The 24,069-nt window shown below is 57.2% G+C and carries 20 protein-coding genes and 2 pseudogenes; 15 read left to right on the top strand and 7 right to left on the bottom strand.

From position 1 onward, the window contains the following. Positions 1 to 184: 184 nt before the first annotated feature. From GYH34_RS16000 to GYH34_RS15940, 13 genes are all read left to right on the top strand, one after another. Entirely contained in the window at positions 185 to 1,621 is a 1,437-nt protein-coding gene (locus GYH34_RS16000) for an O-antigen ligase family protein (protein ID WP_161914449.1), read from the top strand. A gap of 98 nt (positions 1,622 to 1,719) precedes the next feature. Further along, positions 1,720 to 3,942 carry a polysaccharide biosynthesis tyrosine autokinase gene (locus tag GYH34_RS15995; RefSeq protein ID WP_161914448.1) on the top strand — a complete coding sequence of 741 codons (2,223 nt, stop codon included), beginning with the start codon at positions 1,720 to 1,722 and terminating at the stop codon, positions 3,940 to 3,942. Positions 3,943 to 3,952: 10 nt separating this feature from the next. Further along, positions 3,953 to 4,627: a hypothetical protein gene (locus tag GYH34_RS15990; RefSeq protein WP_161914447.1), complete on the top strand. Its 675-nt coding sequence runs from the start codon at positions 3,953 to 3,955 to the stop codon at positions 4,625 to 4,627. Positions 4,628 to 4,725: 98 nt separating this feature from the next. Next, positions 4,726 to 5,274, top strand: a complete 549-nt coding sequence (locus GYH34_RS15985; protein WP_161914446.1) for a transcription termination/antitermination NusG family protein — start codon at positions 4,726 to 4,728, stop codon at positions 5,272 to 5,274. 876 nt (positions 5,275 to 6,150) lie between these two features. Further along, the gene (locus GYH34_RS15980; RefSeq protein WP_161914445.1) at positions 6,151 to 7,353 is read left to right on the top strand and encodes a WcaI family glycosyltransferase; all 1,203 of its coding nucleotides are present in this window, start codon (positions 6,151 to 6,153) and stop codon (positions 7,351 to 7,353) included. Positions 7,354 to 7,358: 5 nt separating this feature from the next. Further along, positions 7,359 to 8,003 carry a WcaF family extracellular polysaccharide biosynthesis acetyltransferase gene (locus GYH34_RS15975; protein ID WP_282558882.1) on the top strand — a complete coding sequence of 215 codons (645 nt, stop codon included), beginning with the start codon at positions 7,359 to 7,361 and terminating at the stop codon, positions 8,001 to 8,003. A 1-nt stretch (position 8,004) separates the two neighbouring features. Further along, on the top strand, positions 8,005 to 9,114 hold the full coding sequence (locus GYH34_RS15970) for a glycosyltransferase family 4 protein (protein WP_161914444.1): 1,110 nt from the start codon (positions 8,005 to 8,007) through the stop codon (positions 9,112 to 9,114). Next, complete coding sequence (locus tag GYH34_RS15965; RefSeq protein ID WP_161914443.1) at positions 9,111 to 10,286, top strand: glycosyltransferase family 4 protein; 1,176 nt, start codon at positions 9,111 to 9,113, stop codon at positions 10,284 to 10,286. Before GYH34_RS15970 ends, GYH34_RS15965 begins: the two co-directional genes overlap by 4 nt. Positions 10,287 to 10,364: 78 nt before the next feature. Continuing rightward, positions 10,365 to 11,633, top strand: a complete 1,269-nt coding sequence (locus GYH34_RS15960; RefSeq protein ID WP_161914442.1) for a lipopolysaccharide biosynthesis protein — start codon at positions 10,365 to 10,367, stop codon at positions 11,631 to 11,633. A 2-nt stretch (positions 11,634 to 11,635) separates the two neighbouring features. Beyond that, positions 11,636 to 12,904, top strand: a complete 1,269-nt coding sequence (locus GYH34_RS15955) for a glycosyltransferase family 4 protein (RefSeq protein ID WP_161914441.1) — start codon at positions 11,636 to 11,638, stop codon at positions 12,902 to 12,904. Between the two features lie 55 nt (positions 12,905 to 12,959). After that, positions 12,960 to 14,282: an O-antigen polymerase gene (locus GYH34_RS15950; RefSeq protein WP_161914440.1), complete on the top strand. Its 1,323-nt coding sequence runs from the start codon at positions 12,960 to 12,962 to the stop codon at positions 14,280 to 14,282. Positions 14,283 to 14,296: 14 nt separating this feature from the next. Continuing rightward, complete coding sequence (locus tag GYH34_RS15945; RefSeq protein WP_161914439.1) at positions 14,297 to 15,058, top strand: class I SAM-dependent methyltransferase; 762 nt, start codon at positions 14,297 to 14,299, stop codon at positions 15,056 to 15,058. A 33-nt stretch (positions 15,059 to 15,091) separates the two neighbouring features. Then, complete coding sequence (locus GYH34_RS15940) at positions 15,092 to 16,084, top strand: hypothetical protein (RefSeq protein WP_161914438.1); 993 nt, start codon at positions 15,092 to 15,094, stop codon at positions 16,082 to 16,084. Positions 16,085 to 16,595: 511 nt separating this feature from the next. On the opposite strand, the gene GYH34_RS15935 is transcribed toward GYH34_RS15940, so the two are convergent. From GYH34_RS15935 to GYH34_RS15915, 4 genes are all read right to left on the bottom strand, one after another. Then, complete coding sequence (locus GYH34_RS15935) at positions 16,596 to 17,126, bottom strand: hypothetical protein (RefSeq protein WP_161914437.1); 531 nt, start codon at positions 17,124 to 17,126, stop codon at positions 16,596 to 16,598. 22 nt (positions 17,127 to 17,148) lie between these two features. Further along, a complete protein-coding gene (locus tag GYH34_RS15930) occupies positions 17,149 to 18,477 on the bottom strand; it encodes an outer membrane beta-barrel protein (protein ID WP_256367009.1) in 1,329 nt (442 codons plus the stop codon). A gap of 162 nt (positions 18,478 to 18,639) precedes the next feature. Further along, complete coding sequence (locus GYH34_RS15925; protein ID WP_064032068.1) at positions 18,640 to 19,233, bottom strand: polysaccharide biosynthesis/export family protein; 594 nt, start codon at positions 19,231 to 19,233, stop codon at positions 18,640 to 18,642. A gap of 885 nt (positions 19,234 to 20,118) precedes the next feature. Continuing rightward, positions 20,119 to 20,871 (bottom strand): metallophosphoesterase family protein, encoded by a 753-nt coding sequence (locus GYH34_RS15915; protein WP_161914434.1) that lies wholly within the window; start codon positions 20,869 to 20,871, stop codon positions 20,119 to 20,121. 373 nt (positions 20,872 to 21,244) lie between these two features. Here GYH34_RS15915 and GYH34_RS15910 point away from each other — a divergent pair, with 373 nt between their 5' ends. Together GYH34_RS15910 and GYH34_RS21970 are read left to right on the top strand one after the other, a co-directional pair. Continuing rightward, on the top strand, positions 21,245 to 21,520 hold the full coding sequence (locus GYH34_RS15910; RefSeq protein ID WP_161914433.1) for a hypothetical protein: 276 nt from the start codon (positions 21,245 to 21,247) through the stop codon (positions 21,518 to 21,520). A gap of 93 nt (positions 21,521 to 21,613) precedes the next feature. Then, on the top strand, positions 21,614 to 21,862 hold the full coding sequence (locus GYH34_RS21970; protein ID WP_244635371.1) for an addiction module antidote protein, HigA family: 249 nt from the start codon (positions 21,614 to 21,616) through the stop codon (positions 21,860 to 21,862). Positions 21,863 to 22,591: 729 nt separating this feature from the next. Here the strand turns inward: GYH34_RS21970 and GYH34_RS15900 are convergent. The 3 genes and pseudogenes from GYH34_RS15900 to GYH34_RS15890 all read right to left on the bottom strand — a co-directional run. Next, a pseudogene (locus GYH34_RS15900) lies at positions 22,592 to 22,826 on the bottom strand (hypothetical protein); the annotation flags it as partial. Between the two features lie 6 nt (positions 22,827 to 22,832). Continuing rightward, positions 22,833 to 23,105: pseudogene (locus GYH34_RS15895) on the bottom strand (UvrD-helicase domain-containing protein); the annotation flags it as partial. 194 nt (positions 23,106 to 23,299) lie between these two features. Further along, entirely contained in the window at positions 23,300 to 23,983 is a 684-nt protein-coding gene (locus GYH34_RS15890) for a hypothetical protein (RefSeq protein ID WP_161914431.1), read from the bottom strand. Positions 23,984 to 24,069: the final 86 nt, after the last annotated feature.

Below are 24,069 nucleotides of genomic sequence, written 5' to 3'. Positions count from 1 at the left end.
CTCGTTCAAATACAATTGAACGGCAATTAGTTGCGGTCGATCGTCTCGTTGATCGAGCCGACGCGTCGGAAGCGAAATGCGGGATCGGCACGATCATAAAATTTCTGGCCAGCAGGGCAGGGCTCGAAGCGAGAGAACCCCTTGGCTCGCGCCATCCCCGGAAGAGGGTGACGGCGAAGAAGCATTGCCAGAAATCGCGGCTCCGAAAGAATCCGAACGGCGTCTGTCGCGCGTCTCGGCGGCGCTGGACGACCTTATCTTCTTTCTCTTTCTCGCAGCTCTCGGCTGGGCGCCTTTCTGGTTCGCTTCCGATCGCTCATTGGCATGGGGCGTCAATGCGATCTGGGTCGGCGGGCTGGTGATCGCTTTCGAGCTGGTTCGAATTGTCTCTGGACGGCGCCACGCTGTCGCGCTCTACCGAATCTGGTTTCCGGCTACGGCCTGTGCGGTCGTTTTCGGATGGACGCTGATCCAGATCACCCATTGGATCCCGGCCGGCTATCACAATCCGATCTGGCAAATGGCGCGCGAGGCCTCGGGGAGCGACATTGCGGGGAGCATCACGGTCAATCGGGACGCCACAGTTCTCGCGGCGACACGTTTCCTCACCTGCTGCGCCGCCTTCTGGCTCGCGCTCCAACTCTGCCGCTCCTCGGCGCGGGCGCAATCGCTCGTGCGGTTTTTGGCGCTGGCAGGGGCGGCTTACGCAGCCTATGGAATCGTCGCATTTTTCGTCTTCCCGAACACGATCTTGTGGTTCGGCAAGGTCACCTACAATGATTCCCTCACCTCGACCTTCGTGAACCGCAATAGCTATGCGACCTATGCGGGCCTCGGCTTGATGAGCGCCCTCGGGATTCTATTGAACTTCTATATTTCCCGGGGGGAGGGGAAGGCCGCGGCAATCTCGCGCCGCCTCGCTGGCCTGTTAGCGCTGACAGTCGCAGGAGGGGCCGTCTGGATCGGCGTCGTGCTGGTCATCGGCGCGGCGCTGGTCCTAACCGGATCGCGCGGCGGCGTGTCAGCGAGCCTCGGCGGCCTGCTGACGATCCTACTGCTCGCCGGCGTCCGCGGGCGCAAGAATGCGATCGGCGCCGGCTTCGGCCTGCTGACTGCCGGCCTCGCCACGGGCGTGGCGCTGTTCAATTACGGCGACTTTCTCGCCGATCGCCTCTCCGTCAACGGGTTTGCGTCCGATGACCGTCTGGCCGTCTATGGATTGACATGGCGTTCTATTCTCGATGCGCCTTTGTTCGGCTTCGGCGACGGAACATTTTCGGAAGTGTTCCCGATGTATCGGGACGGGACCATCGGTCCGTTCGGGGTCTGGGACATGGCCCACAACAGCTATCTCGAAGCGCTGCAAGGTTTGGGCGTTCCCGTCGCTGTTCTGTTCTTTCTCGGCTTGGGCGTGCTGTTCGTGCGCTGCGTTCTGGGCGCGATCGAGAGACAAAGGGCGGCGTCGGCCCCGCTGGTCGCCTGCGCCGCCACTGTGGTCGTGGCGCTCCACGCCTTCGTGGATTTCAGCGTGCAGATGCAGGCCGTCGCCCTGACCTGGGTCGCGTTGCTGGGGGCCGGGGTCGCGCAATCTTGGAGCGGATCGGTCGCGACGGATCGTTGAGGCGGTTTCGACGCGAGCCGCTTCGCAATCCGCGGCAGATATGCTAGTGACTTGAAACATCTAAAACGTTGCTTTGGCCCTAAAGGGACATTCGATTGATGCATGGCCAGATTTCCAAGGCGTTGACGCAAGTGAACTCGGATGGCGGAGAGAGCGACGCCATCGATCTGCGCCAATTGCAGGACTTTTTCTGGCGCCGTTGGAAGGTGGTCGTCGCGACGGCCATCGTCGTGATGGCGGTAGCCTTCCTCGCGCTGCTGATGGTCACGCCGCGTTTCACGGCGACAGCGCAGATCCTTCTCGAGCCACGGAAAGAGAAAATCTTCGGCGCGGAGCAAATCTTGCCGGAACTCAATCTCGAGACCTCCAATGTCGACAGTCAGGTCTCGGTCATCCAGTCGATCAACCTGCTTCGACGAGTCGTCGAGAAGGAGAAGCTGACGCAGGATAAGGAGTTCGGACAGTCGCAGAAGTTGGGGCTTTTCGGCTTCCTCACAGGACTTTTTTCGTCTTCCGAACCGGCAGGCAAGGTCGAGGCTCAAGCCGCCGATCAGATTCCTCCGGATGTGTTGGCCTCGATCCAACGGTTGCGGAACGCGCTCGAGGTCCAGCGCGTCAACAGGACCTTTGTCCTCTCTATTTCGGTTACCTCCGAGGATCCGGCAAAGGCGGTTCGTTTGACCAATGCCGTCGCCGACGCCTTCGTCGTCGATCGGCTCGACGCACGCTACGACGCCGCCAAACGCGCCTCCAGTTGGCTCACCGAGCGCATGGAGTCGTTGCGCGAAACATTGCGACAATCGGAAGAGGCGGTCGCCGACTTCCGCAAGGAGCATAATCTCGTCACCACCAATGCGGACGCCAAGGTTACTATTTCCGAGCAGCAACTGTCGGAACTGAATGGAAAGCTCATTGCCGCTCGCGCCGAAACCGCCGAGAAGCGCGCCAAATATGAGCAGGTCGCTCAAGTGATGCAGAAGGGCGGCAATTTGCAGGCCATCCCTGACGTCGTCCGTTCGACCGTGATCGCCGATCTTCGCAAGCAGCAGGCCGAGGTCGCGAGGAAGGAGGCCGATCTCTCCACACGCTACGATGTTCAGCACCCGATGCTGATCAACACGCGCGCGGAAAAGCGGGACATCGAGCGCTCGATCGCTGCGGAGGTGCAGCGTATTCTGACGAATCTGAAGAATGATTACGACGTCGCGAAATCCCGCGAGGAATCGCTCGACGCGAGCTTGAAGCGGGTCACGGGCGAGACGGGCATAGACGGCGGCGTCGGCGTGAGGCTGCGCGAGCTCGAGCGAATAAACGCCGCGAACAAGACGCTGTTCGAGAATTTTTTGTCCCGCGCCAAGATCACTCAAGAGCAATCGACATTCGAGGAGAACGAGGCCAGGGTCATTTCTCCGGCGATCAGGCCTGGAGCGCCTTCCTTTCCGAAAAAGGGGCTCGTTCTGTCTCTCGCAGGAGTCGTCGGCCTTCTGATCGGGATCGGCGGCGCCGTCGCTCTCGATATGCTGAATTCCGGATTCCTCTCGTCGCGCGAGATCGAGGAAAAGCTCGGAACGCCTGTCCTCGCGTCACTTCCATTGCTGAGCGCCAAGGATCGCGAAGTGGACGGAAAAACTCTGGAGCCGGCGCGCTATGTCATCGCCAAGCCGCTGTCTCGCTACGCCGAGTCGATCCGTAACATAAGGGTCGGCATACAAATGGCCGACGTCGACAATCCGGCCAAGGTGATTCTCGTGACCTCCTCCTTCCCGAGCGAAGGGAAGTCGACGCTCGCCCAGTCGCTCGCCTGGTCCGCTGTGAAAGCGGGAATGCGCGTCATGCTGATCGACGGGGATCTGCGCCATCCATCCATCAGCAAGCAGTTCGGCGCGGAGGCGAAGCCGGGACTCGTGGATTTCTTGACGAGCGCCGTTCCGTTGGAGCAAGCTGTCATTCGTCTCGATGACCTCACGGTTTTGCCGGCTGGTTCGAAATCGCAGAATCCGCCGGATCTCCTAGGGTCGGAGCGCATGCGCCAGCTCAGCGAAAAGCTGCGGGATCTCTTCGACTACATTGTCGTCGATTCACCGCCGGTCGGTCCGGTCATCGATGCGAAGGTCTTGGCCAGCCTCGCCGATAAGGTGGTCTTTTCCGTAAGGTGGCGAATGACTCCGCGGGAGACCGTGGCGGAACATATCCAATATTTTATGCAGCATCATAAGCTCGCCGGCGCCGCCTTGAGCCTAGTGGACGAGAGTCAGGCGCCGAGATATGGCGCCTATAGTCAGTACTATGGGAAATATTACAAGAAATACTACCAGAATTGAGTTTCGCGGCATGCGGTACCGTTCGATTGCAATATCCGTCTGCGCGTTGGCGCTTTCGGCTCTTCTCATCCGGCAGGGTTTGATACTCCTCGAGGCGGAGCGGGTCGTCGACCAATTCGACAAGCACACGGAAGCCACGGCGCATTCGGAGCCCGAGGCTTCGCGTCTGCACGCCGACGAAGAGCTGCTCGCCGAGCTCGCGGCGTTCCGAGACATGGATGGCGTCGCGACGAGAATGCTCGATCTCCGAGCGACGCTGCTCGGAAATTCGGGTGATGACGATCGCTTTTCCGGCGGCCTGGTCGATCTACTCGACCGGGTTCCGACTTCCGGAAAGGCGTGGATGGAACTCGCAAAATTACGATGGAGGCAAGGCGCGCCTCTAGAACGAACGCTCGAGGCGTTGGAGATGTCGAAGGTCACAGCGCCGCATGAAGCGCGCATCATCGAAAGCCGAGTTTTGTTCTCGAGTGTGATTTGGGAGTTTCTTCCGCCGGAAGGGAAACGCGCGGTCATCAGCCAGTTGATCGAGCTCAATGGACGAATAGATGAGCGTATTCGTCGCCGACTCGTGGTTGTTCTCGGGACGAAGCCGGAAGCGACTCGGGAAGCGATCATCAATGATCTGCGGATGCGTGGCGCTGCAGGCTCCGCCTGGATCCGCGCAATCGGGCTCGGGCTATAATGATCGAGATCGGTCCTCCGGGCTCGAGACGTTTCTTGCATGCTACTTCGTGCTCGGAATGAAGTTCAGGTCGTGAATTTTTTTGTGGGGTATTCTGAATGGATGGCGGCGACAAAGCTCGTCTCAGGGAAGACATAGAGCTGGCTCCGGGAGAGCGCTGGTACCTCGCGCATACGCTGCCGCATAAGGAGACATCGGTAGAGCAGCGCCTGAGAGTGCAAGGGTTTCGTCATTTCATGCCGCGGCGGATCAAAACAGTTCGTCATGCGCGACGAATGCGCAATGTGCTCGCGCCTGTGTTTCCGCGCTACATTTTCGTGGCGCTCGATCTCGATCGCGACCGATGGCGTAGTGTCAACGGCACGATCGGGATAGCGACTCTCTTTATGGCGCAGGATCGTCCGCTGCCCGTGCCTTACGGCGTCGTCGAAACGCTGATCCAATCCTCCAACGATCGCGGCCAGCTTCGCTTCGAACATAATTTGCAGCTTGGTCAAAAAGTCAGGCTCATCAGCGGTCCATTTTCCGAGGCGCTCGGCCTGCTCGAACGCCTGGACGACTCGGGTCGCATAGAGGTGTTGCTCGAAATTATGGGCGGACATGTTCGCGCAAAGCTCAGACGCGAACAGGTCGAACCGCTCGGATGAGCAGGGCTCGCATCGATGCCGCTGCCAATTTCTCGAAAGGCCAGCAACGCGACGAATATTTCAAAAAGGGCGTTGAGCGCTGAGCGATCAGCATACGCCTTTCGGAACCAAATCAGTTCGTGTTCCTCTATCCGTTCTTATTCGTGACGATGGGTTTTCAGGCGGTTCGGCGCGCGGACCTCAGCGAGGCGTTCGGCTTTTTCACCGCTTCGAGGACCGTGCATTCTGGACGCGTCCACGTTTGGTCGTGCCTCCACCAGTGGCGTAGCAGTTCAGGAGCAAGCCACTCGCGAAGCGCGCTTTTCATAACTCCGTAGCGCGAGCGGCGTGCGGCGGCCACCGGTGGGGCACGACCCGTCGCGATGGTCGAGCGAGAACATAGCCGATGTCGCAAACAACTGATAGCGACGGAATGAACTCTCTCTACGGGGACGATCGCTGCCGCCGTTAACTGTGCATGGCAGGCAAGACTACCTTTGTCTTGTCGGCCAAGTTAGAGGTGTTTATAAGGAGCACGCGTAGCTTATCTGGGTCGGACGGCGAGCGCATATCCGACGTCGCGTTCAATTTGGGCCGAATCGAGAGATTCACCCAAAGTGCGGCAGCTATTCAAGGGATGAGCTGCGCAGGGACGCTATCCGTTCCCTTTCGTCGAGAAAGACATAAGAGTTTTCTGGACTGCCCAAAATTCGGCGGTCGGACAACCCGAATGATCTTTGGTAATTTCCGCTTTTGATTTTATAGAAGAGCTGTACGATGAGCGGGGTTGGCGCGGACTATGAAAGGAATGGCGCTTCAAATTCAGAAGTTGACGACAGATTATCCGATAGTATTTGCTGCCATGATGTTAAATATAGAGAATCTGCCCAAAAAATCTTGATCCATGCCATCAATTTCATGCCGGAATTGATTGGGTGTGGAAAATACACGACCGAGTTGGCTCGGTATCTCGAATCGAGAGGCCACGAGATCGAGGTCGTCACCGCTCCGCCTCACTATCCTGGCTGGTTCGTGCGCGCGCCTTACCGTGGGGGCGTTTATGCAACGGAGTTCGTCGGGTCTATCCGAGTGACGCGATGTCCGATCGCGTTGAGGGCAGGGGCTCCCGGTCTGTGGCGACTATTGGCTCCGTTGAGTTTCGCTGTGTCTGCGGCGCCGGTGGTCGCGTGGCGGATCATTTCCTTCCGACCGGATGTCGTGATTTGTATCGAACCGACGCTGATGTCCGCGCCGGTGGCCCTGTTGGCGGCAAAGCTCGTCGGAGCGCGTAGCCTGCTCCATGTTCAAGACCTCGAAGTGGATGCGGCATTCGAGGTCGGTCCCCTGAAAGGCGGCGCCGTTCGGAAGCTCGCAAATGGCGTCGAGCGGTGGCTCTTGGACGGGTTCGACAAAATTATCACGATTTCCCGCAAGATGAACGAGGCGCTGGTCGTCAAACGACTATCGTCGGAAAAAATATCGGTTTTGCGGAATTGGGTCGACATCACGGCTATTTCGCCCGCGCCCAAGGCTTGTAGTCCTTTTCGTGAGGAACTCGCTCTACCGGCGAACGCTTTCGTCGTGCTCTACGCCGGCAACCTGGGTCCCAAACAGGCGCTGGAGATCCTGATCGAGGCGGCGCGAAGGCTCGCATCGGAACATGATCTATATTGCGTCGTCGCGGGCGCTGGTCCTATGCGTGAGGCGCTGCAACGACAATCTGCCGACCTCCCCAATGTTCGCTTCCTACCAATTCAACCGGTAGAGAGAATGAATGAATTGCTCGCTCTCGCCGATTTGCATGTGTTGCCGCAGTCGAAGGGGGCCGCCGACCTCGTCCTGCCATCCAAGCTCGGCGGGATGTTGGCGAGCGGCCGCCCTATCATCGCAACCGCCGATCCCGATACGGAGTTGCACGACCTACTTTCGGACATCGCGCTGTTGACGCCCTCCGGCGATAGTGAAGCGCTCGCCGACGGCATACTGGCTGCTCGCGAGCTCGATTGGACGCGACGCGTTGAAAGAGGATTGCGCCTCGTCGAAACCATGAGCGCGCAAACGCTGCTGCCGCAATATGAAGCATTGCTCTTCGGTGGGTGACTTATATGGATCGCGACGCCACTCGAACAACCTTTTGGTTGCGGCAAAGGGAATTTGCGATTGCTGTGGGGGTAGCGCACGGTATGGATATGATGCCTGAGTTTCAGGATCTGTCACGCTTTCGCGTTCCTTCGGGCTATCGAGCGCGAGGCGGTCTAGTAGTGCTGCTCTGGCAGCTCGTTCAGGCAACTTTGTTCGGGATGTCGCCACAACCCTTTTATGCTTGGCGTCGTACTTTGTTGCGTCTCTTCGGCGCAAAAGTCGGTAGCGAGGTAAGGGTGCGGCCCACGGCTCGTGTGACGTACCCTTGGAAGGTCCAGATCGGCGAGTGGTCGTGGATCGGCGACCACGTTGAACTTTATAGTCTCGATTGCATCACCATCGGGTGCCATGTCGTCGTTTCGCAGGGGTCTTATCTTTGTACTGGGTCGCACGATCATCGTGATGTCTCATTCTCCTATAAAAATTCTCCAATAGTCCTAGAAGATCAGACGTGGATCGCGAGTGATGTGTTTGTTGGCCCAGGCGTGACCGTTGGAAGAGCCGCGGTCGTCGGCGCGCGCAGCACCGTTTTACGCAATATTGACAAAGAGACCATTGCGTTCGGTTCACCGGCGATGCCACGAGGAAAACGCATGCGGGATGACTAGTATGACAAATATTGTATTTATCGGTCAGCTACCCCCGCCGGTTAATGGACTCACATTCATTACAAGGCAACTCGCGCAACGTATCGAGGCCGGCGGCCATCGACTTGTTGTCAAAAATACAACGAGCAGCGTAAAGACTCGAGGCTTTATATTCCACGCTTCTAGAGCTATCAAGACATTTGCGGCTATCTTGTGCCTGTTGCTTCAGGCAAGGCGCGCCGACCATTGTTATTCAACGGCAGAAGGCGGCCTTGGGCTTATGTATACTCTAGCTCTTGTCGTTTCTGCGCGGCTTTTGAGATACCGTATCTACCTCCACCATCACAGCTACAGTTATATTAACAAGTGGCGGCCTCTTATGGCAGGCGTTATGCGAGCCGCGGGGCCGGATGCCGTACATTTATGTCTCTCTTTGAGAATGTGCGAACAACTGGCGGCAACCTATCAGACCCGTTTGAAAGCGGTTGTCGTTTCAAACGCAGGCTTCATTTCTGTAAATAGTGATTGTTCGCACGCGCCTCGACATGACGCGATTCGGATAGGCCTTCTCAGCAATCTCAACGCTCAAAAAGGTCTTTACATATTTCTGGAGATTCTTCGCGCGGCCAAACTCCGTAATCTGCCGATCGTCGGGGTATTGGCTGGGCCGATCACGCAGAGCGCGGACAATTTGCTTCTCGAATCGCTCAGAGAAGAGTTGAGCGGCGTTCTGGATTATCGAGGAGCGATTTACGGCGAGTCAAAGGAAGCATTTTTTCGAGATGTCGATGTTTTTGTATTTCCGAGTTACTATGTTAACGAGGCGCAGCCGACTGTTGTGTACGAAGCTTTGGCTAATGGGACGCCGGTCATTGCAAGCCATCGCGGTTGCATCAGCGATCAGATCGGCGCCGCTGGCTATATCCTGACAAGCCAGGATAGCTTCGTCACCGAAGCGCTGGCCATTATTGTAAGCCTGCATGAAAGTCGGGAGAGCCTGGACCGAATGCGCGCGCTCGCGCTGAAACAGTTCGAAAAAGAGCGCGACGCGTCCAACGTTGTGATCGCCAATTTATTCGATGCTCTTCCAGAACATGTAATGCCTCGAAAGCAAGGCGCTGTGTCTGCATGACATTCAAAGTCGACATCTGGCACAATATACTGTGGTCTAAATATAAGGGCGCCGTTTTCGGCGAGGTGCATCGCGAGGCCGTTCGGCGTGGAATCGAGGCGCGGTTTTTCCAGATTGCGGAGACAGAAAACGATCGACGCGGTCTCGGGGAGGCTGATCGTCGCTATCATAAATATCCCTATGATTTGATATGGGACGGCTCATACCAGGATATCCCGATATTTCGGCTGGTGGGGAACCTGTTCCTCCGCGTTTTACGATCCGACGCAGATCTCGTCGTGATCGCGGGCTACCATAAAATCGAATATTGGGCGCAACTTATCGCCGCCCGTCTGGTCCGCAAGAAGGTCATGGTGTTTTGTGACTCGACTTACTTCGATAATCCGCGCCATCCGATCAAAGATTTCCTGAAAAAGACCTTCTTTCGACATTGTGACGGATTCTTTTCCTATGGCCAACGTAGCATGCAGTATTTGGTGAGTTATGGCGTGCCGACGCATAAAATTTTCCTTCGCTGTCAGGCGGCCGCGCTCACGCAGGACTACGATCCGCAAATTGCGCTCGACAGGCGTATCGCGGCTCTTCGTCGTGGCGCGAATCCAGTGATACTGTATGTCGGCCGCTTGGCGCCGGAGAAGAACCTGCCGTTGCTGCTGCAAGCGTTCGGCGCACTCGCGAAAGACGATCCGCGCTCGACTTTGAAGCTCGTCGGCGAGGGGCCTGAACGCAAGGCGCTGGAACTGGCCGCCGAATCCATGGCGCTGTCGGCGCGGGTGGTGTTTGCCGGCGGGCTGAGCGGACAGCAGCTGTTCGATGAGTATGTCAACGCCGCGTGCCTCGTTCTTCCAAGCTCCAGCGAGCCTTGGGGGCTCGTTGTCAATGAGGCGCTCAGCTATGGTTGCCCTGTGGTGGTAAGCGACCATTGCGGCTGCGCGCCGGATCTGGTGCTGGAGGGCACGACGGGCTTTCGTTTCTCGACCTTCGACGTCGCCAGTCTCGAAGCGAAGCTCCGCGCAGCGCTCGCGCCCGGCTTCGCTAATGACGGGGTTGCGCGTGCATGTGTGCAATTGATGGGCAATTTCACCCCGGAGCGAGCGGCGTCGGCGATCGTGGCGGGATTGGAACGTGTTGCAGAGCGAACCGCGCAGGAAGCGGCGCTCAGTCAGCGATGATGGGCGAATACGATTGTGCTTAGGCGTCTTGCGAGAGGCATAGGCGCGAATGCGTTTGGTCAATTCGCGGGCGCGGTCGTGCAGATCGCCGTGCTCCCGATCCTGGTCAACAAATGGGGTCCGGCCGTTTACGGTGTTTGGGCTCTCTATTTCACAGTTCCGTCCTATCTGGGACTAAGCGATTTCGGCTTCGCGACAGCCGCCGCCACAAGGATGACAATCGAAGCCGCGCAGGGCGACTATGCCCAAGCCAGAACAGTCTATCAAAGCGTTTGGATCGTAATTCTCTGCATCACAGCCTTTATCGGATGTCTGTCGGCGACCGCTGTCGCATTGGCTCCGGACGATATTATCGCAAACGCTTTCATGTCTGCTTCGGACGCGCGCGTAATACTGCTTCTGCTTCTGCTTTACGGGTTGCTGCTCATCCCGGGAGGCGTTCTACAGGCCGGCTTTCGGTCGGCGGGATTGTATGCGACCGGCGTTATGTGCAATTCGATTACAGGGCTGGTGGAAGGAGCAGTCGTCGCCGGCGCGGTTCTGGCGGGCGGCGGCTTACTCGAGGCGGCGGTCGCTTATCTCGTTTGCCGGCTGGCGGGCGTATTTGCGACTTGGTCGATCCTATCCTCGAAGGCGCCGTGGCTCTGGCTCGGTTTTCGAGAGGCGAGCCGGTCCGAGGTCGAAGAACTCTTCAGACCGGCGATCGCGGTAATGCCGATTCCGGCGGCGCAAACGGCCTTCCTGCAGGGAACGACGCTCGTTCTCGCAATGGCTGGATCAACCGCCGCCGTGACCAGTTTCGTCGCCGTGCGAACGATGACGCGTTTCATCACTCAGGCGGTGGGGATGGTGAACCATGCCATCTTGCCGGAATTTTCGGTCGTCGCCACGCGCGAGGATCGGAAGGGGCTCGCATTTTTCGTGTGGGGAACAATTGCGAGCAGTCTCGCCATTGCGACGCCGGCGGCGATCGTCTTCGGACTGTTCGGCCAGCATATCGTCACGCTATGGACGCGCGGCGCCCTCGAACCCTCGAACGAGCTCGTCCTTGTGCTCACGGCGAACGCGCTCGTCTATGCATTGTGGCAGCCGCTGTCCAATCTGCTTCTCGCGGTGAACCGCCAAGCGGCCTATTCCTATGTTTACCTCGCCGTCGCGTTGATGGCGGTCGTTGGCGCCTATCCGATGTCGCTCTGGATGGGGAATGTCGGCGCTGGCCTCGCGACGCTCATGCTAGAGCTGGCGATGACGGCGTTCGTCGCGCCCTTGATCTGGCGAGTTTTCCTGTTGCCTTCGCCGGTCGAGTTTCTGAAATCGAGCTTTCACGCGGGTCGGAGTGTAGGGTAGACATGTTGAGCAACGTCGGCGTCTTCCATCCGGGCACGCAACATTCTTGGCAGGTTGCGAGAGCCTTGCAGCAGAACGAAGCACTCGCCTGGTATGCGACGCAAATCTTCTATTCGCCGGATCGTTGGCCATATCGGATCGAGCGCTACCTGCCCGAGCCGTTGCGATCCCGGCTGCACGCCGAGTTTATGCGTTTCCACCACCCGGCCTTGAAGCCGGAAGGCGTATTGACCGTCGGCGCGCTGGAATGGGTGTTCCGTATCGCCCAGCGGATGGGCCAGCGGCGCCTGGCGCTCGCGCTGAGCCGCGCCAGCAACAGAAATTTCGGTCGCAAGGTCGCGGATTTGATCCGGGAAACGAGGCCGGACATCGTCTGGGGTTTCGACACGGCAAGTCTCGAGGTCTTCGAGGCGGCGGCCCAATTGGGAATACCCCGTATTCTCGACAAAACGATCGGCGATCCGCGCACTTACAACCGCATCATCAGCGAAGTATACGAGCAGTTCCCGGCCTATTTCAGTTCGCCCGACTTCAAGCTCGATCAGTCGGTCATTGATCGAACCGACCGCGAATACGACCTCGCGGACATCATCCTCGCCGGCAGCGAACATTGCCGCGACGCGATCCTCGATCCCTGCGCAAGGCCGGACCTCGAGGACAAGATCAGCATTTTGCCGTACTGCTACGACGACGTTTTCTTCGCCGACGCCGCCAACAGCTCGCGCAAGAAGGTCGAGCTGCCCGTGCGGTTCCTCTTTTGTGGTCAGGCCGGGCCCCGCAAAGGCATTCACCTCGTGCTCGAGGCGATTGAGCGTATCCCGCCGAGCGCGGCGAGCTTGACAATTCTCGGCGACATTCAGATTCCTGACGCGACGTTCAGGCGTTTTGCCGATCGCGTCTCTGTTCATTCGACTGTCGCGCGCTCCGATGTCCCGCGGTTCATGGCGGAGGCGGATTGCCTATTATTCCCGAGCTATTTCGAGGGGGCTGGACTGGTCCTTTATGAAGCGCTCGCTGTGGGTCTTGGGATTATTCAGTCACGCAGCGGAGATATTGTTGTCAAAGATGACTGTGGTATTAGGCTGGATGAACTGACGGTTGAATGTCTATATAGCGCGATGTGCAGTATAATAGACAACACGAAAAAGGTCGATACATGGAAGTTAAATTCACGAACAAACGTGGGAAAGTATCAATTTATTGGCTACTCAAAAAGAATAGAGGCGCTTGTCAGAAAAAAGATATTTAATACGACTGAGCATATCATATAATAATTGATTCTCATCAAAAATGCTTCGCTTGCTAAATGCCTTGGAGATGTAGACGGTGTATGAGTTTGTGTTGTTTATTGGAGTTGTTATTTGGGTTGCTGCATCTATTTTTTATATAAAGCGGCCGTGTGCGTCTCTTTTCCATCCGGCAACATATTATCTTATTGTCCACGGTATTGTATTTGTGATTAGGCCTCTGTTTGCTTGGTATTATGGCTACGATACAATTTATTTAGTTTACCTGTTTTTTCCTGATTTGCAGACAAAGTGCACCGCGTTGGCCGGGGCTGACGTTGGGCTTATAGCTTTCATGGCATCTGCGCTCCGCTTCGGGGGGAGGGCTATGAATTTCGAAAAAAACACTGGATCTTTTTCCCGCAAAAAAACCATTTACACATACATTGCTGTTCTTGTTGTGTGCTTGCCATTCGCAGTATTTTCGACCTACAGCATCATTGGGCAGAAGGTCTCGGATATTGAGTCGATGGTGCGTGACGATGCAACGGGATATGCAATCAACACAACGGGGAACGGGTATTTTACCGATGCAGCGCTTATGTTGCTGCCCTTGCTCGTGATACTTGTTTGGCTTTTTCGGTTTCGGTGGTGGTCATTCGTGCCGTTTTTGTGCGGGGTGGGTCTCCGGGCGGCGAGTGGCAGCAGGTGGCCGTTTGTCATGGCCTTTTTTTCATTGTGCCTATTTTACCTGTTTGAAAAGCGTCAGAAATGGCTGACTGCCTCGATGATAGTTGGAACGGCCGCTATCGGAGTCCTATTTACCGCAATCGGCCAGGATCGCGGCGAATTATTCCGAACGGTTTTCGGAGGGCAGTCGTCGGCTGAGGTCGATATCTTCAATTTGCGTCCCCTGGAGTCAATGGACTATGCAAATATGGAATTTTTTGAATACCTAGTCCACATTATACCAAACAAGACAGGAACATATAATTACTTCGTGAACAATCTTCAGATTTTTACCGAGCCAGTACCTAGAATATTATGGACGGGTAAGCCCGTTGGCGCTCCAATCAAATTATATAGCTTGTTCGACTATGGCTATCCGATAGGAATGACCAACTCTTTGCCCGGCGAGGGTTGGGCTCAACTAGGTTGGATTGGTATTATAGCATGGTGTTATATTTTTGGCTACGCCTATGGCAAAATATATAATTCATTTAGCTCTTCTAGGAAGTCTCCTGCCCAAGTTGCTGTGTACTGTATATTTATGCCATTATCGATCGGTGTTTTTCGTGACGGGCTGTTGCTAAGTGCATTCAAAATGTCGGCATTTACTTTGCTTCCGGTGCTGTTGTGGGGAATGATAATGCGATTAACAAGAAATGACGCGGGTATAAGCGCAACGTCTGTTCATAAATGATGAAGGAGGAGAGCATGGCAGTCGTCGTCACGCTAAACGAATGGATCAACAAAAATGCACCTGCACTCAAAAATGTAATGCGGGCTGTTATCCCTCGAGTAATGCGTGATGCTTTTGCTCAGAAAAAGTTCAAAGAGTTGATTAAGTCTGAAAGCTACGCAGAAACATTTTCTAACATCTATGATCGTAATTGGTGGGGAAGCGCAGAAAGTATTAGCGGCTGTGGTTCGGAGTTGGCGCGGACGTCTCAGGTCCGTGACGGACTTGTCAAGTTTATCGAGTCGCATAACATAAGGACGCTAATTGATGCTCCATGTGGTGACTGTAATTGGATTGTCGACGTTATAAAAACAACTAAAATTATTTATTTTGGCTATGATATCGTTCCAAAATTGGTCGAAAATAATAGGTTGGCGTTTCCGCAGTATGAGTTTGATGTTGCAGATATACTGAATATGAAGTTAAAGCCCAGCGATGCTTGGTTGTGTCGCGATGCGCTGTTTCACTTTCCTAATGATGCAGTATTTCGCGTCCTGGAAGCGTTTGAGAAATCGGACGTGAAATTCCTGCTTACCACGCATTTCAAGAGCGTCAAGTTTCATACGGATATCGAGTTTGGACAATATCGACCAATCAACATTTGTTGCGAGCCATTTAACTGGCCTGAGCCCGATCATCTGATTTATGATGGCGACGATAAGGACACTGACCGATACCTCGGTGTCTGGGTAAATCCATCTTTGCGGGTGTCAGCATCGTTGGATTCTAACACATAGCGGCCAATAGATCATCCTATTCAACGTGTGCCAATGCAAGTTCCCTCTTTCATTCCGTTTTGGAAGATGCAGCCCGTAGAGCATGTTCTGGGAATCTCGGCAGTTTGCCTGTTATACATGCCTGATGCCTTAGAGGTGAATTTGAACCTCCGACGCGGAGGGGTCGAAACCTATGTATATTGCGCGGCCTATCTCCATCTCTCTCTTGAACGCGCCGGCATACCGCTAACGGTGGTGACCAACAACCGCGACGCCGTCATTGCGAGCTGCCCGCAAATCGCGGCGGCCAATGTCGTCAATTACGACTTTTCTCTCGACGTTCCGACAGACGTGGCTTTTCGCTCGGCGCACCACAAGCTCGAAATCCTCAAATATATCGGCGAGAGTTTCGAGCACGGCCGCTATATGATCCTCGATGTCGATGTCGTCTGCGTCGATCCCCGTCTGGGACGTCGGATCGCCGCCGCGATCGAAGCGAATGAAGCTTGTGGCTACGACATTGGCGATCAGGTCTTCGCCGCTTACGGCCGGGAACGTGTCGAAGGCGATATCCGCGCTCTCTCCGGCGGCCAGACTGCTATCTGGTTCGGCGGAGAATTCCTGGTGGGGACGCCGGCGTTTTATCGCGAGCTTTCCGACTACGTCGCGAAAATCTGGCCCGACTATGTCGCGCGGAGAGAGAGCCTGCATCATCAGGGCGACGAGGCCGTAGTGTCGGCGGCGCTCTGCGAGATGATCGACGATGGCCATCGGATCGCCACGCTGTCTTCCGAAAACGTAATCGTTCGTTGGTGGAACACGCCGACGCTGCATCGCCCGATTGGATTGCTGCGCGCTTGCCGCGCCGGACTGATGCATCTGCCTTCGGACAAGGACTTCATATCCGTCTGCCTGAAGGCGAGGCTGCCGCCCGCGCTATTCGCGCCTTGCTATGCCATCTATGCGGCGGCGCTGATGCCGGTTCAGCTTCTGAGGTCGAAATTCGGGAAGAAAGCCGGGACGAAATTTGCGCCGAGGCTGATGTAGAAACGGGCGCGCAAGTTCCGTTCAGGATAGGCCGCGCATCTTTGGCCCGATCGGGCTTTCTGTCGACCTCGCTGAGGGAGGGACAGAAATCCGCCTTATGGACTTCGGGATCGAACGAAGCGACCAATGGGAACAGCGGCGGTCTCGCCGATCTGGACCGCGCCCGGCGACAATGAAGCGGATTCTTGATTTTGTCGTGGCGGCGGGTGGGCTTTAGCTCGTCCAGAGCTGCGACAAAATCAAAGGCGACGGTTCATGCGGCTATCGCCGTTTCCTGTTCGTAGCAGTCGGCCTCGTCAGACGTGGGCGCGCATCCGTGGAGAAACCGGCCCATATTGCGTCCCTCCAAACTGAGGAGAAGATTACGGCATCAATCCATGGGATAAACATGTACCGCAATGGGCTTGGTCGGCCCTGTCTCGCTGTCGCTTGCCGCAAGAAGGGAGGCTCCGCTCGGAAAGCAGGGACCCCATTCATTGCGTGCAGCCATAGGGAATAATCTCGGGTCGCGTCAATGCCCGCTGACACTGCCGCCGCCCGACCCCCCGCCGTAATTGCCGCCGTTGCCGAAGCCGCCGCGGCCGCCACGTCCACCGCCTTCTCCTCCCTCGTCCGAAGCGACCACTTGGCTCCGCTCCGCTTGATAGGCGGCCAGCGTTTGTTCGTCCGACGCGTCAGAAGCGCTCTTGATTTTGTTGGCTCCGTTCGTATTTCCCGCGTCCTTCAGCGCTTGTTCGGCCTGGGCGAGCGCTTTGCCGGCTGCGACCTTCTGGTCCAAATTGGCTTTCTTGGACGCCGCCGTAACGTCAGCCGCGAGTTCTGGATTGGTCGTGAGGAGCGCCTTCAGTTCCGCGGTCATTTCGGCGCCGCCATTCGCATTTGCAGATTTCGAGAAGATCGCCGTGACGCGCGAATCGATCGTCTGCTGATTAGTCGTTCCCTGCGACTGATTGCGAGCGCCGTTGGTGGCGTTGGGGACGGCCATCGCAGCCGTCGTCCCGCACAAAAGGACAGTCGCCGCAAAAATCGAGAGCTTTTTCATTTTCGTTGCTCCTGTCGGAATCTCAATATTTGTAGGTCGCGCCGAGCGTGAAGACATTGCGCGTGAAAGCCGCGCCATCCGAGTTGGAGAATACGCGTGTGAACGCATATTCGAAAGTGGCATTTAGATTGCGCAAGATCTCATAGTTCAGAGTGGCGCCGGAATTCCAACGGCTATCATGACGACCGCCCGAGATGTAGGCGATGTCGGTATATTGCCCATTGACCGTCGCTGACCAGCTCCTGGCGAGCTTATAGCCGATCCTCAAATTCGCGGACGTGGCGCGCGCCGCGCTTCCCGTCGTATTGCCGACCGTCGACAAGGCGGAGTCCTGGAAGGTTTCGTCTAGGCCCGCCTCGATCGTCCAGGCGCGTGTCGGATACCAGTAGAGCTTGCCGCCATACACAGGGCTGTTCGCGGAGGGGAACAAGCCGCTGAAGTAGAACTGGCTCTGATAGCCGGCGAAAATCTCGCCCCGAATCAGCCCGATGCGATCGGTTCCGATGCCGCCGGTAAAGCGATAGCCTTCCGAATTATAGGTCGGGTCTCGAAAGTCGCGGAAGTTCCCGCCGGCCTCGGTGAAGACGAAGAGCAGCGGCGTCGCATAATAGCCGAGCCGTCCGGTCACACCGGTCACGAGATTGTTGCGATAGGTCTGCTCTAATGCGCCCGTCGTCGTGTAGAGCGTGTCATAGGTCGTCGCTCTCGCAGTGCTCGAGAGGCCTATGAAGAGTCGGTCGAAGGATTTCTGAACGCCCACCGATCCGATGAATTGATTGTAGCGCTGCGGGCTGGCCTGCGTCCCACGATAAGTGACGCCGCCGAGCACGAACGGGTTCACGACCTGCCCGGTGTTGTACATGTCCGTGCGTCGCGAATATTCGCCACTCGCCGAAACGACGAGGTCTTTGCGCGCTTCCCATGTATGATTGAAGCCGGCCTCGACATTGACCGTATTGGCGGTAGAAAGATCGGGGTAGATGCGGAAATCGCCGATCGTAAAGACGGTCGTGTGATGCAGGCCATTATCCCGATCGGCGATGAAGCTCGGGCGCAAATGCGTGCCAGCAGCGCCCTTCCGGTCGGACGGGGCCTGGAATGGATTGTCATCATAGGTTCCGGCGACGAGCAGGCTGGGATAGAGCATCCAGCCGCCGAGGGGCAGCCCCTGATATTCTCGCGTCGGCGTGTCTCGCAGACTTCTGACGCCGAAACTATTGGGAGTGATGACTTTCTGAGCTTCGCTCGGGATATTCTGCGCATGGGACGGAGCAATTTGAATTACGCTCAACCCAGCGAGAACGAATGCCGAGGATGCTCCACGAACAAAGGGCTTTCTCGACCGCGACATTAAACCGACCTCAGACAACAACCGGCAGTAAAATTACGCCCGTAATTACCGAAAACTCTAGCCGAGCCTTTCTTCCTCCACAAGGCTGATTGTAAACTGGGAATGAACGAATTTCGGACTGTTGCTGCGGCGCAACAGTGATTCTGCCGCCTCGGCTGGCTGTCAGAAATAGCGTTCTGGAACGCGGATCAGATCGCCGGGAAAGACGAAGACGTTGGGCGAGAACGGATATTCTTTGAAACCATGTTCTCCGGCGCGCTGGATCAGCACGCGAGACAGGCTCGATCGGTAAGTGTTGCCGCCCGCCACAGCGACGGCGCTGACGACATTGAGCCCGCTCTCATAGGGATATTTGCCGGGCTTCTCGACCTCTCCGAGCACATAGAAGGGGCGGAAATTGGCGATGTCGACCGTGACTTTCGCGTTACGGAGATATTGCTCGCTGCGGAATTTCTTCGTCAGCGCCTGCTCGAGCTCCAATTTCGTGAGGCCGGCGGCCTGAACGGTGCCCGCGAGGGGCAAAGAGACATAGCCGGCGGGATCGATCTCATATTCTCCGCTCAGCTTGTCTTCGCCGAAGACGGAGACTTTCAGCTTGTCGCCGGCCTGGAGCCGCAGTCCGCCGCCTCCGGTGGAAATCGGGGCCGAGTCGGCTCCGCCGACCGATGGCGAGCCCGCTGGGAAACTGTCGCATCCGCTGAGGCCCATGGCGCAGGACGCCGCGACAATCAATGCAAAAAGGGCCTTCGAATACATGAAGCTATTCCTGACGCGTATGCTTTCTTTTTTGTATGCCACCAGACGATTACGATTTCAAGATTGCACGTAGGGGCCAATAGAATATGATTAATCCGGCTTCGGAATTCGGGCGCGGATCGCCGAACGTCTTTCTTCCACGATTCTTCAGGACCGCGCCTCGGAACCAATTCGATGAGACGTCCATTTCTGTGCGGGGCCGAAAGCCCGTGATGCGCCCGTCATTATGGAGACCACTCGTCACCGCGATTTTTCTGATGCATTCGGGCGTCGCGGCGGCTGAATCGAGCCGCGGAGCCTATGTCTATTCGGACGAGAAAAGCTGTCTGTCCGGAGGACGAATCAGTGCGCCGATCTGCGCCAATGCCGCCGCCAACGCGCGCGCCGAGTTCGACGAGAAGGCGCCACGATACCCGACGCGGGAAGCTTGCGATCGTGTCTTTCCGCGCGACCGATGCAGTGTCGGCTTTTCCGGCGCCGATGGTTGGGCAGGCAAACGATCCGCCATTTATTTTTCCCCGCGCATGTTCGGTTTCCGCATCAATGTTCTGTCGGAGCGGGAAGCCTATGTGACCCCGATGATCACCGGTCCCGGAATCTCCTTTTCGCGGCGGACGGCGATGCGGCGCGACACGGGCGTCGACTTTGCTGTCGCGCGCCAGGCGCGACGAAATTGGCGACCCGATGCCCAACCGGCCAGTGGGGGAGGGGAGAGCTTCGGCGTCGACACGGCGCCGCCTGGGGACGGCGCCGGAGCGATCCCGCCGCGCCCGCCCGTCGATCCGAATTTCGATTGCGCATCCGTCCTCGAGCCCAATGCGCGCGGCGATGCGGCGACCGGCTGTTATCTCATGCCGGGTCGACATAGGTGATCGGAGCTCGAGGTCACGTCGACAGAAAGCAGCGCGTTGCGCCCTCCAGGACCAGGCAAGTGAGCCGCCCGGTCGCATAGGCGCCCGTGTCGAGATTGATCCGATGCGGCAGTTCCTCTGGCGCCGGAGCTGGCGTATGGCCATGGACGATCACTTTGTCCCACGGCCCCGAGAAGCCGAGAAACTCTTCCCGGATCCAGAGCAGATCGCCCTCCTGCTGGCGTGCGAGCGGCACATTCGGCCGGCATCCGGCATGGCAGAAAAAATAATCGCCGAGCGACCAGGACAGTTTCGTATCCTCGCAGAAGCGCAGATGCGCCGGAGGCAGCTTGTCTCGCAGCTCGATCCGCGCGACATCGAAGTCGCGGCCGCGCAACACCTCTTTGAGGTCGACCCCATACGACAGAAGAGCCTCCATCGCGCCATAGCGTCGCCAGCTGTCGAGGACGTTCTCGTCCTCGAGAAATTGCAGCAAGATCGCTTCGTGATTGCCTCTGAGCGCCATGACGGGAGCTGGCGTCGCGCCGGAGACGATCCTCTCGACGACCTCGGCGGATCGAGGTCCGCGATCGATATAGTCGCCGAGAAAGACGATGCTCGTGCGCTCGAGGGGCGTTCCGGCGAGATCCTTTTCGATCGAGCGGCAAAGAGTATCGGGCAGGTCGTCTCGACCATGCACGTCGCCTATGACGTAAAGCTTGATTCCATCGGGGATGCGCGGCTCTGGTCGCTTCTGCTCCGATCTCGGCTTGCGAAAAAAGAACATAGGATCTCCGCGCGTCAGGCGGCTCTCTTCGAGCAAATCCCGTTCCATGGCAATGGAGGCTTTGGCGCTGTCTTCCAGCGACAGAATTGCGTCGGAAGCCGCGATCTCCGTATCAATTCGTAGAAAATTTTGTCGAAATACGGTTGAAAGTTCTCGCGCCTGCTTGGTGAGCAGCCTTATAATCTAATTATATTCAATATGTTGTCTGGGAAATTCCGGCGCATGGTTTATGTTTCCTTGCCGCGGCCGCTCGAGTTGCATTACCGCGGCTTAATGGCCGTTAGAGCGTCGGCGTCAATTTGATCCTCACCGAAGAGGCCGGGCCCCTCTACTCCATGGGGCCGCCTCATCTGACTAGAGAGAGGATCACCCTATGTTCTCCGCTTCGCTCGGCGCCTTCGTCGCTCCCCGCATCGCCAAGCGCGCCGCTATCCTCGGCCTCGCCGCCTTCGCCGCCTTCGCTTCGGCGCCCGCCAAGGCCGATCTCTTCTCCGATCTGTTCGGCGCCTTCGACAATGGCTATTCGAGCCGGGGGGCCAGCTCGAGCCGCCGCGGCTATTCCCGCCGCGCCGATCTCGCCGGCGGCTATACGCCCCGCGCCGATTATTCGAGCTACGACCCGCGGCGGGAATGTCCTCGACTATTATGAGCAGGTCCGCTCGGCGAATGTGACGCGGCGGACCGTCGCAATCGACGGCTACTGCGCCTCGGCCTGCACGATGAAGCTCGGCGCACGCCACGCCTGCGTTTCGCCGGAGGCGATGGGCGATCGCGCGGGCCAGCATTCGCTCGAGCCATTCGGCTTCCACGCCGCATCAATGAAATCGTCCTCGGCAAGCGGGCGATCACTGAGGATACGGATCTGCGAGTCGCGCGATATTTCGGCGTCTCGGAGGGGTTCTTTCTCTGCTTGCAGGCCGATCACGATCTTATGGAGCGGCGCCGACAGATCGGCCCGGAGTTCGACGCGATCGAGCCTTGCGCGGCATGATGCGCTTGCGGCGCGGTGTGGGGAAGGGACGCTGAATCGAGAGCCGAAAAATGGCGCATCACGGAGCGCTGGCGAGGAAACGAGCGTGCCGCCGCACCTTGCCGTGATCGCCCGGCGCGGAGACGGTGACGATATTGCCGCGCTACACGGCTGCGGCCATTCAAACGCCACATCGATGAAGCCGAAAGCCATACGTTCTCCTGGCCGTCCGCGTAGAAGCGCCGCCCGCCGACAATTGGGTCGAAACGTGCATTCAAAACTCTGGAGAACTCGCCGCCACGATTATAGGTAGTTTTACGAGTTTGGCCCCTTTACAGAAGTCGCACGTGCCCGGCGCCAGCTTCGGCGCACCGCTCACATATTTTTCGCCGTTTTCATACATGAGCTGGCCAGAGCCTGAGCATTTCGGGCACGTGCGATTTCTGTAAATCGTGCGCGTTTCACCAGTGCCGTCGCATCGATTGCACGTTCTAAGAGCAGCATTGACTTTGCCGCTCTCATTACAAAGATGGCACGGAACTGTATACCATGTTGTCGGCGCGCTCGATTCAAAGCCCGCGTCTCGCTGAATGTGCCTGACTTTTTGTCCTTTGCACGAAGGGCATACGTCGCCGATCAGAACGCTTCCCTTACCGAGACATTGCTCGCAAATCGCCATCGTATGACTCCTACTGAAATGCAGTCGTTCACAGTAGTTTGCCCCGTTCTCTTGTGAGAGTCACGCGTTGGTCACGGCGCGAACAGCATTTCGAGATCGGCTTCGGTCATGGCGAGGGTCGGGGCGCCGTCCTGGTCGAAGAGGCTCTCGGCCAGCGCGCGCTTCTTCTCCTTCAGCGCAGACATTTTCTCCTCGATCGTGCCCGAGACGATGATCTTATGCACGAAGACCGGCTTGTCCTGGCCGATGCGATGGGCGCGGTCGATCGCTTGATCCTCGACGGCGGGGATTCCACCAGGGGTCATAGAAGGCGCCCAGCGCCTCGGCGCAGATGCGCTCGACCCGGCGCGTCATCTCGGCGGCGGCGCGGCGGGAGAAGGTCATCAGCAACATGCGCATCGGATCGGCGCCCCGGACGATGAGATGCGCGACCCGATGGGCGAGCGTGTTGGTCTTGCCCGAGCCCGCGCCCGCGATGATGAGCAGCGGGCCGCCGGCGGAGGCCGACGAGCCGTCAGCAAGCCCGTGCTCGACGGCGCGGCGTTGTTCGGCGTTGAGCTTTTCGAGATAGGCGACGGCGGTCATGGGCGAATCGGCAGGGTGAGCGGGCTTGCGGACTGAACCATGATTCCTGTTTTGTTCGCAATGGCGGCCGTGCTCGGAGGAGGGGAAAGAGAAGCTGGTGGCGCGGGTTGAATTTCCGTGAGGCGCCAGGAGCCGACCTTCGCCCGATACCTCGAAGGCGACTTTCAGATCAGTTCGCACGGCAGATGAGAAGATCAAAATTCAGGCAACAAAAACAAAGGTCTATCATCGCTTCTCAGGCGTGGACGCCAATCTGGGGGCAACTGCATTTCTATCCACGCGTGCTGTAAAACACGCCGATTGGATTCAAGCGCACCCGGAGGAATATGTGGCGTGTTCGCATCGAACACGACAATCTCCCATGGCTTCGGGTTTACGGCGCATCCATTCTTCTGCGATAGACTCAGCAGCTCGGTCTCATAAATACGACCGTCGTCGATCCTGTGTGAATCGAGAATGGATTCCATATTTTCTTTATCTGTCAAATCGATAAAAATTGCCGCCGCGCTGGAAACGCAGAGCAATCGCAAACAAATAATTCTCTCTTCTCTAAGCCACTCTGATGCACCCCCCATATCCGAGTGCAGATTTGTATCGAGGCCGCCAAAGGTTGATTGACCAATTCCGACCTGTGACGAAATGACACCGATTCTGTTATTGTTGAGGATGGTCGCCCCCCAATGTATAAAACTGCTCGCGGCGGCGCTAACAAATTTTGCAAATGGGCGGATTGGTTCTACGATGCCGTTTTGCCACCAATCATCGTAAGATTCGCGCCGATCGCTGGAAGCGTAAGAAGTCACTGCTTTCCGTTGCTCTTCAGTCAACGAGCCGAGAATACGGGGCGGGATGCCATTCAACGTCAAAAGTGCAATCATATTTCATTATAACATGAATTTGCCGGTCGTGCCCCTCCCGAGGCGTAGCAAGTTCGGGGCGTCCGGCTCGATCGGAGCCGTGACAA

This window comes from Methylosinus sp. C49 (genome assembly GCF_009936375.1).
Lineage (GTDB): Bacteria > Pseudomonadota > Alphaproteobacteria > Rhizobiales > Beijerinckiaceae > Methylosinus.
The sequence above is the reverse complement of the archived record's forward strand: the minus strand, read 5'-3'. Positions and strand labels throughout refer to the sequence as shown.

What these genes read in the sequence shown, in the direction of transcription:
- GYH34_RS15995 (WP_161914448.1), top strand. Translation starts at nt 1,720, where the DNA reads ATGCATGGCCAGATTTCCAAGGCGTTGACGCAAGTGAACTCGGATGGC.
- GYH34_RS15990 (WP_161914447.1), top strand. Translation starts at nt 3,953, where the DNA reads ATGCGGTACCGTTCGATTGCAATATCCGTCTGCGCGTTGGCGCTTTCG.
- GYH34_RS15985 (WP_161914446.1), top strand. Translation starts at nt 4,726, where the DNA reads ATGGATGGCGGCGACAAAGCTCGTCTCAGGGAAGACATAGAGCTGGCT.
- GYH34_RS15975 (WP_282558882.1), top strand. Translation starts at nt 7,359, where the DNA reads ATGGATCGCGACGCCACTCGAACAACCTTTTGGTTGCGGCAAAGGGAA.
- GYH34_RS15970 (WP_161914444.1), top strand. Translation starts at nt 8,005, where the DNA reads ATGACAAATATTGTATTTATCGGTCAGCTACCCCCGCCGGTTAATGGA.
- GYH34_RS15965 (WP_161914443.1), top strand. Translation starts at nt 9,111, where the DNA reads ATGACATTCAAAGTCGACATCTGGCACAATATACTGTGGTCTAAATAT.
- GYH34_RS15955 (WP_161914441.1), top strand. Translation starts at nt 11,636, where the DNA reads ATGTTGAGCAACGTCGGCGTCTTCCATCCGGGCACGCAACATTCTTGG.
- GYH34_RS15945 (WP_161914439.1), top strand. Translation starts at nt 14,297, where the DNA reads ATGGCAGTCGTCGTCACGCTAAACGAATGGATCAACAAAAATGCACCT.
- GYH34_RS15940 (WP_161914438.1), top strand. Translation starts at nt 15,092, where the DNA reads ATGCAAGTTCCCTCTTTCATTCCGTTTTGGAAGATGCAGCCCGTAGAG.
- GYH34_RS15935 (WP_161914437.1), bottom strand. Translation starts at nt 17,126, where the DNA reads ATGAAAAAGCTCTCGATTTTTGCGGCGACTGTCCTTTTGTGCGGGACG.
- GYH34_RS15930 (WP_256367009.1), bottom strand. Translation starts at nt 18,477, where the DNA reads ATGTCGCGGTCGAGAAAGCCCTTTGTTCGTGGAGCATCCTCGGCATTC.
- GYH34_RS15925 (WP_064032068.1), bottom strand. Translation starts at nt 19,233, where the DNA reads ATGTATTCGAAGGCCCTTTTTGCATTGATTGTCGCGGCGTCCTGCGCC.
- GYH34_RS15915 (WP_161914434.1), bottom strand. Translation starts at nt 20,871, where the DNA reads ATGTTCTTTTTTCGCAAGCCGAGATCGGAGCAGAAGCGACCAGAGCCG.
- GYH34_RS15910 (WP_161914433.1), top strand. Translation starts at nt 21,245, where the DNA reads ATGTTCTCCGCTTCGCTCGGCGCCTTCGTCGCTCCCCGCATCGCCAAG.
- GYH34_RS15890 (WP_161914431.1), bottom strand. Translation starts at nt 23,983, where the DNA reads ATGATTGCACTTTTGACGTTGAATGGCATCCCGCCCCGTATTCTCGGC.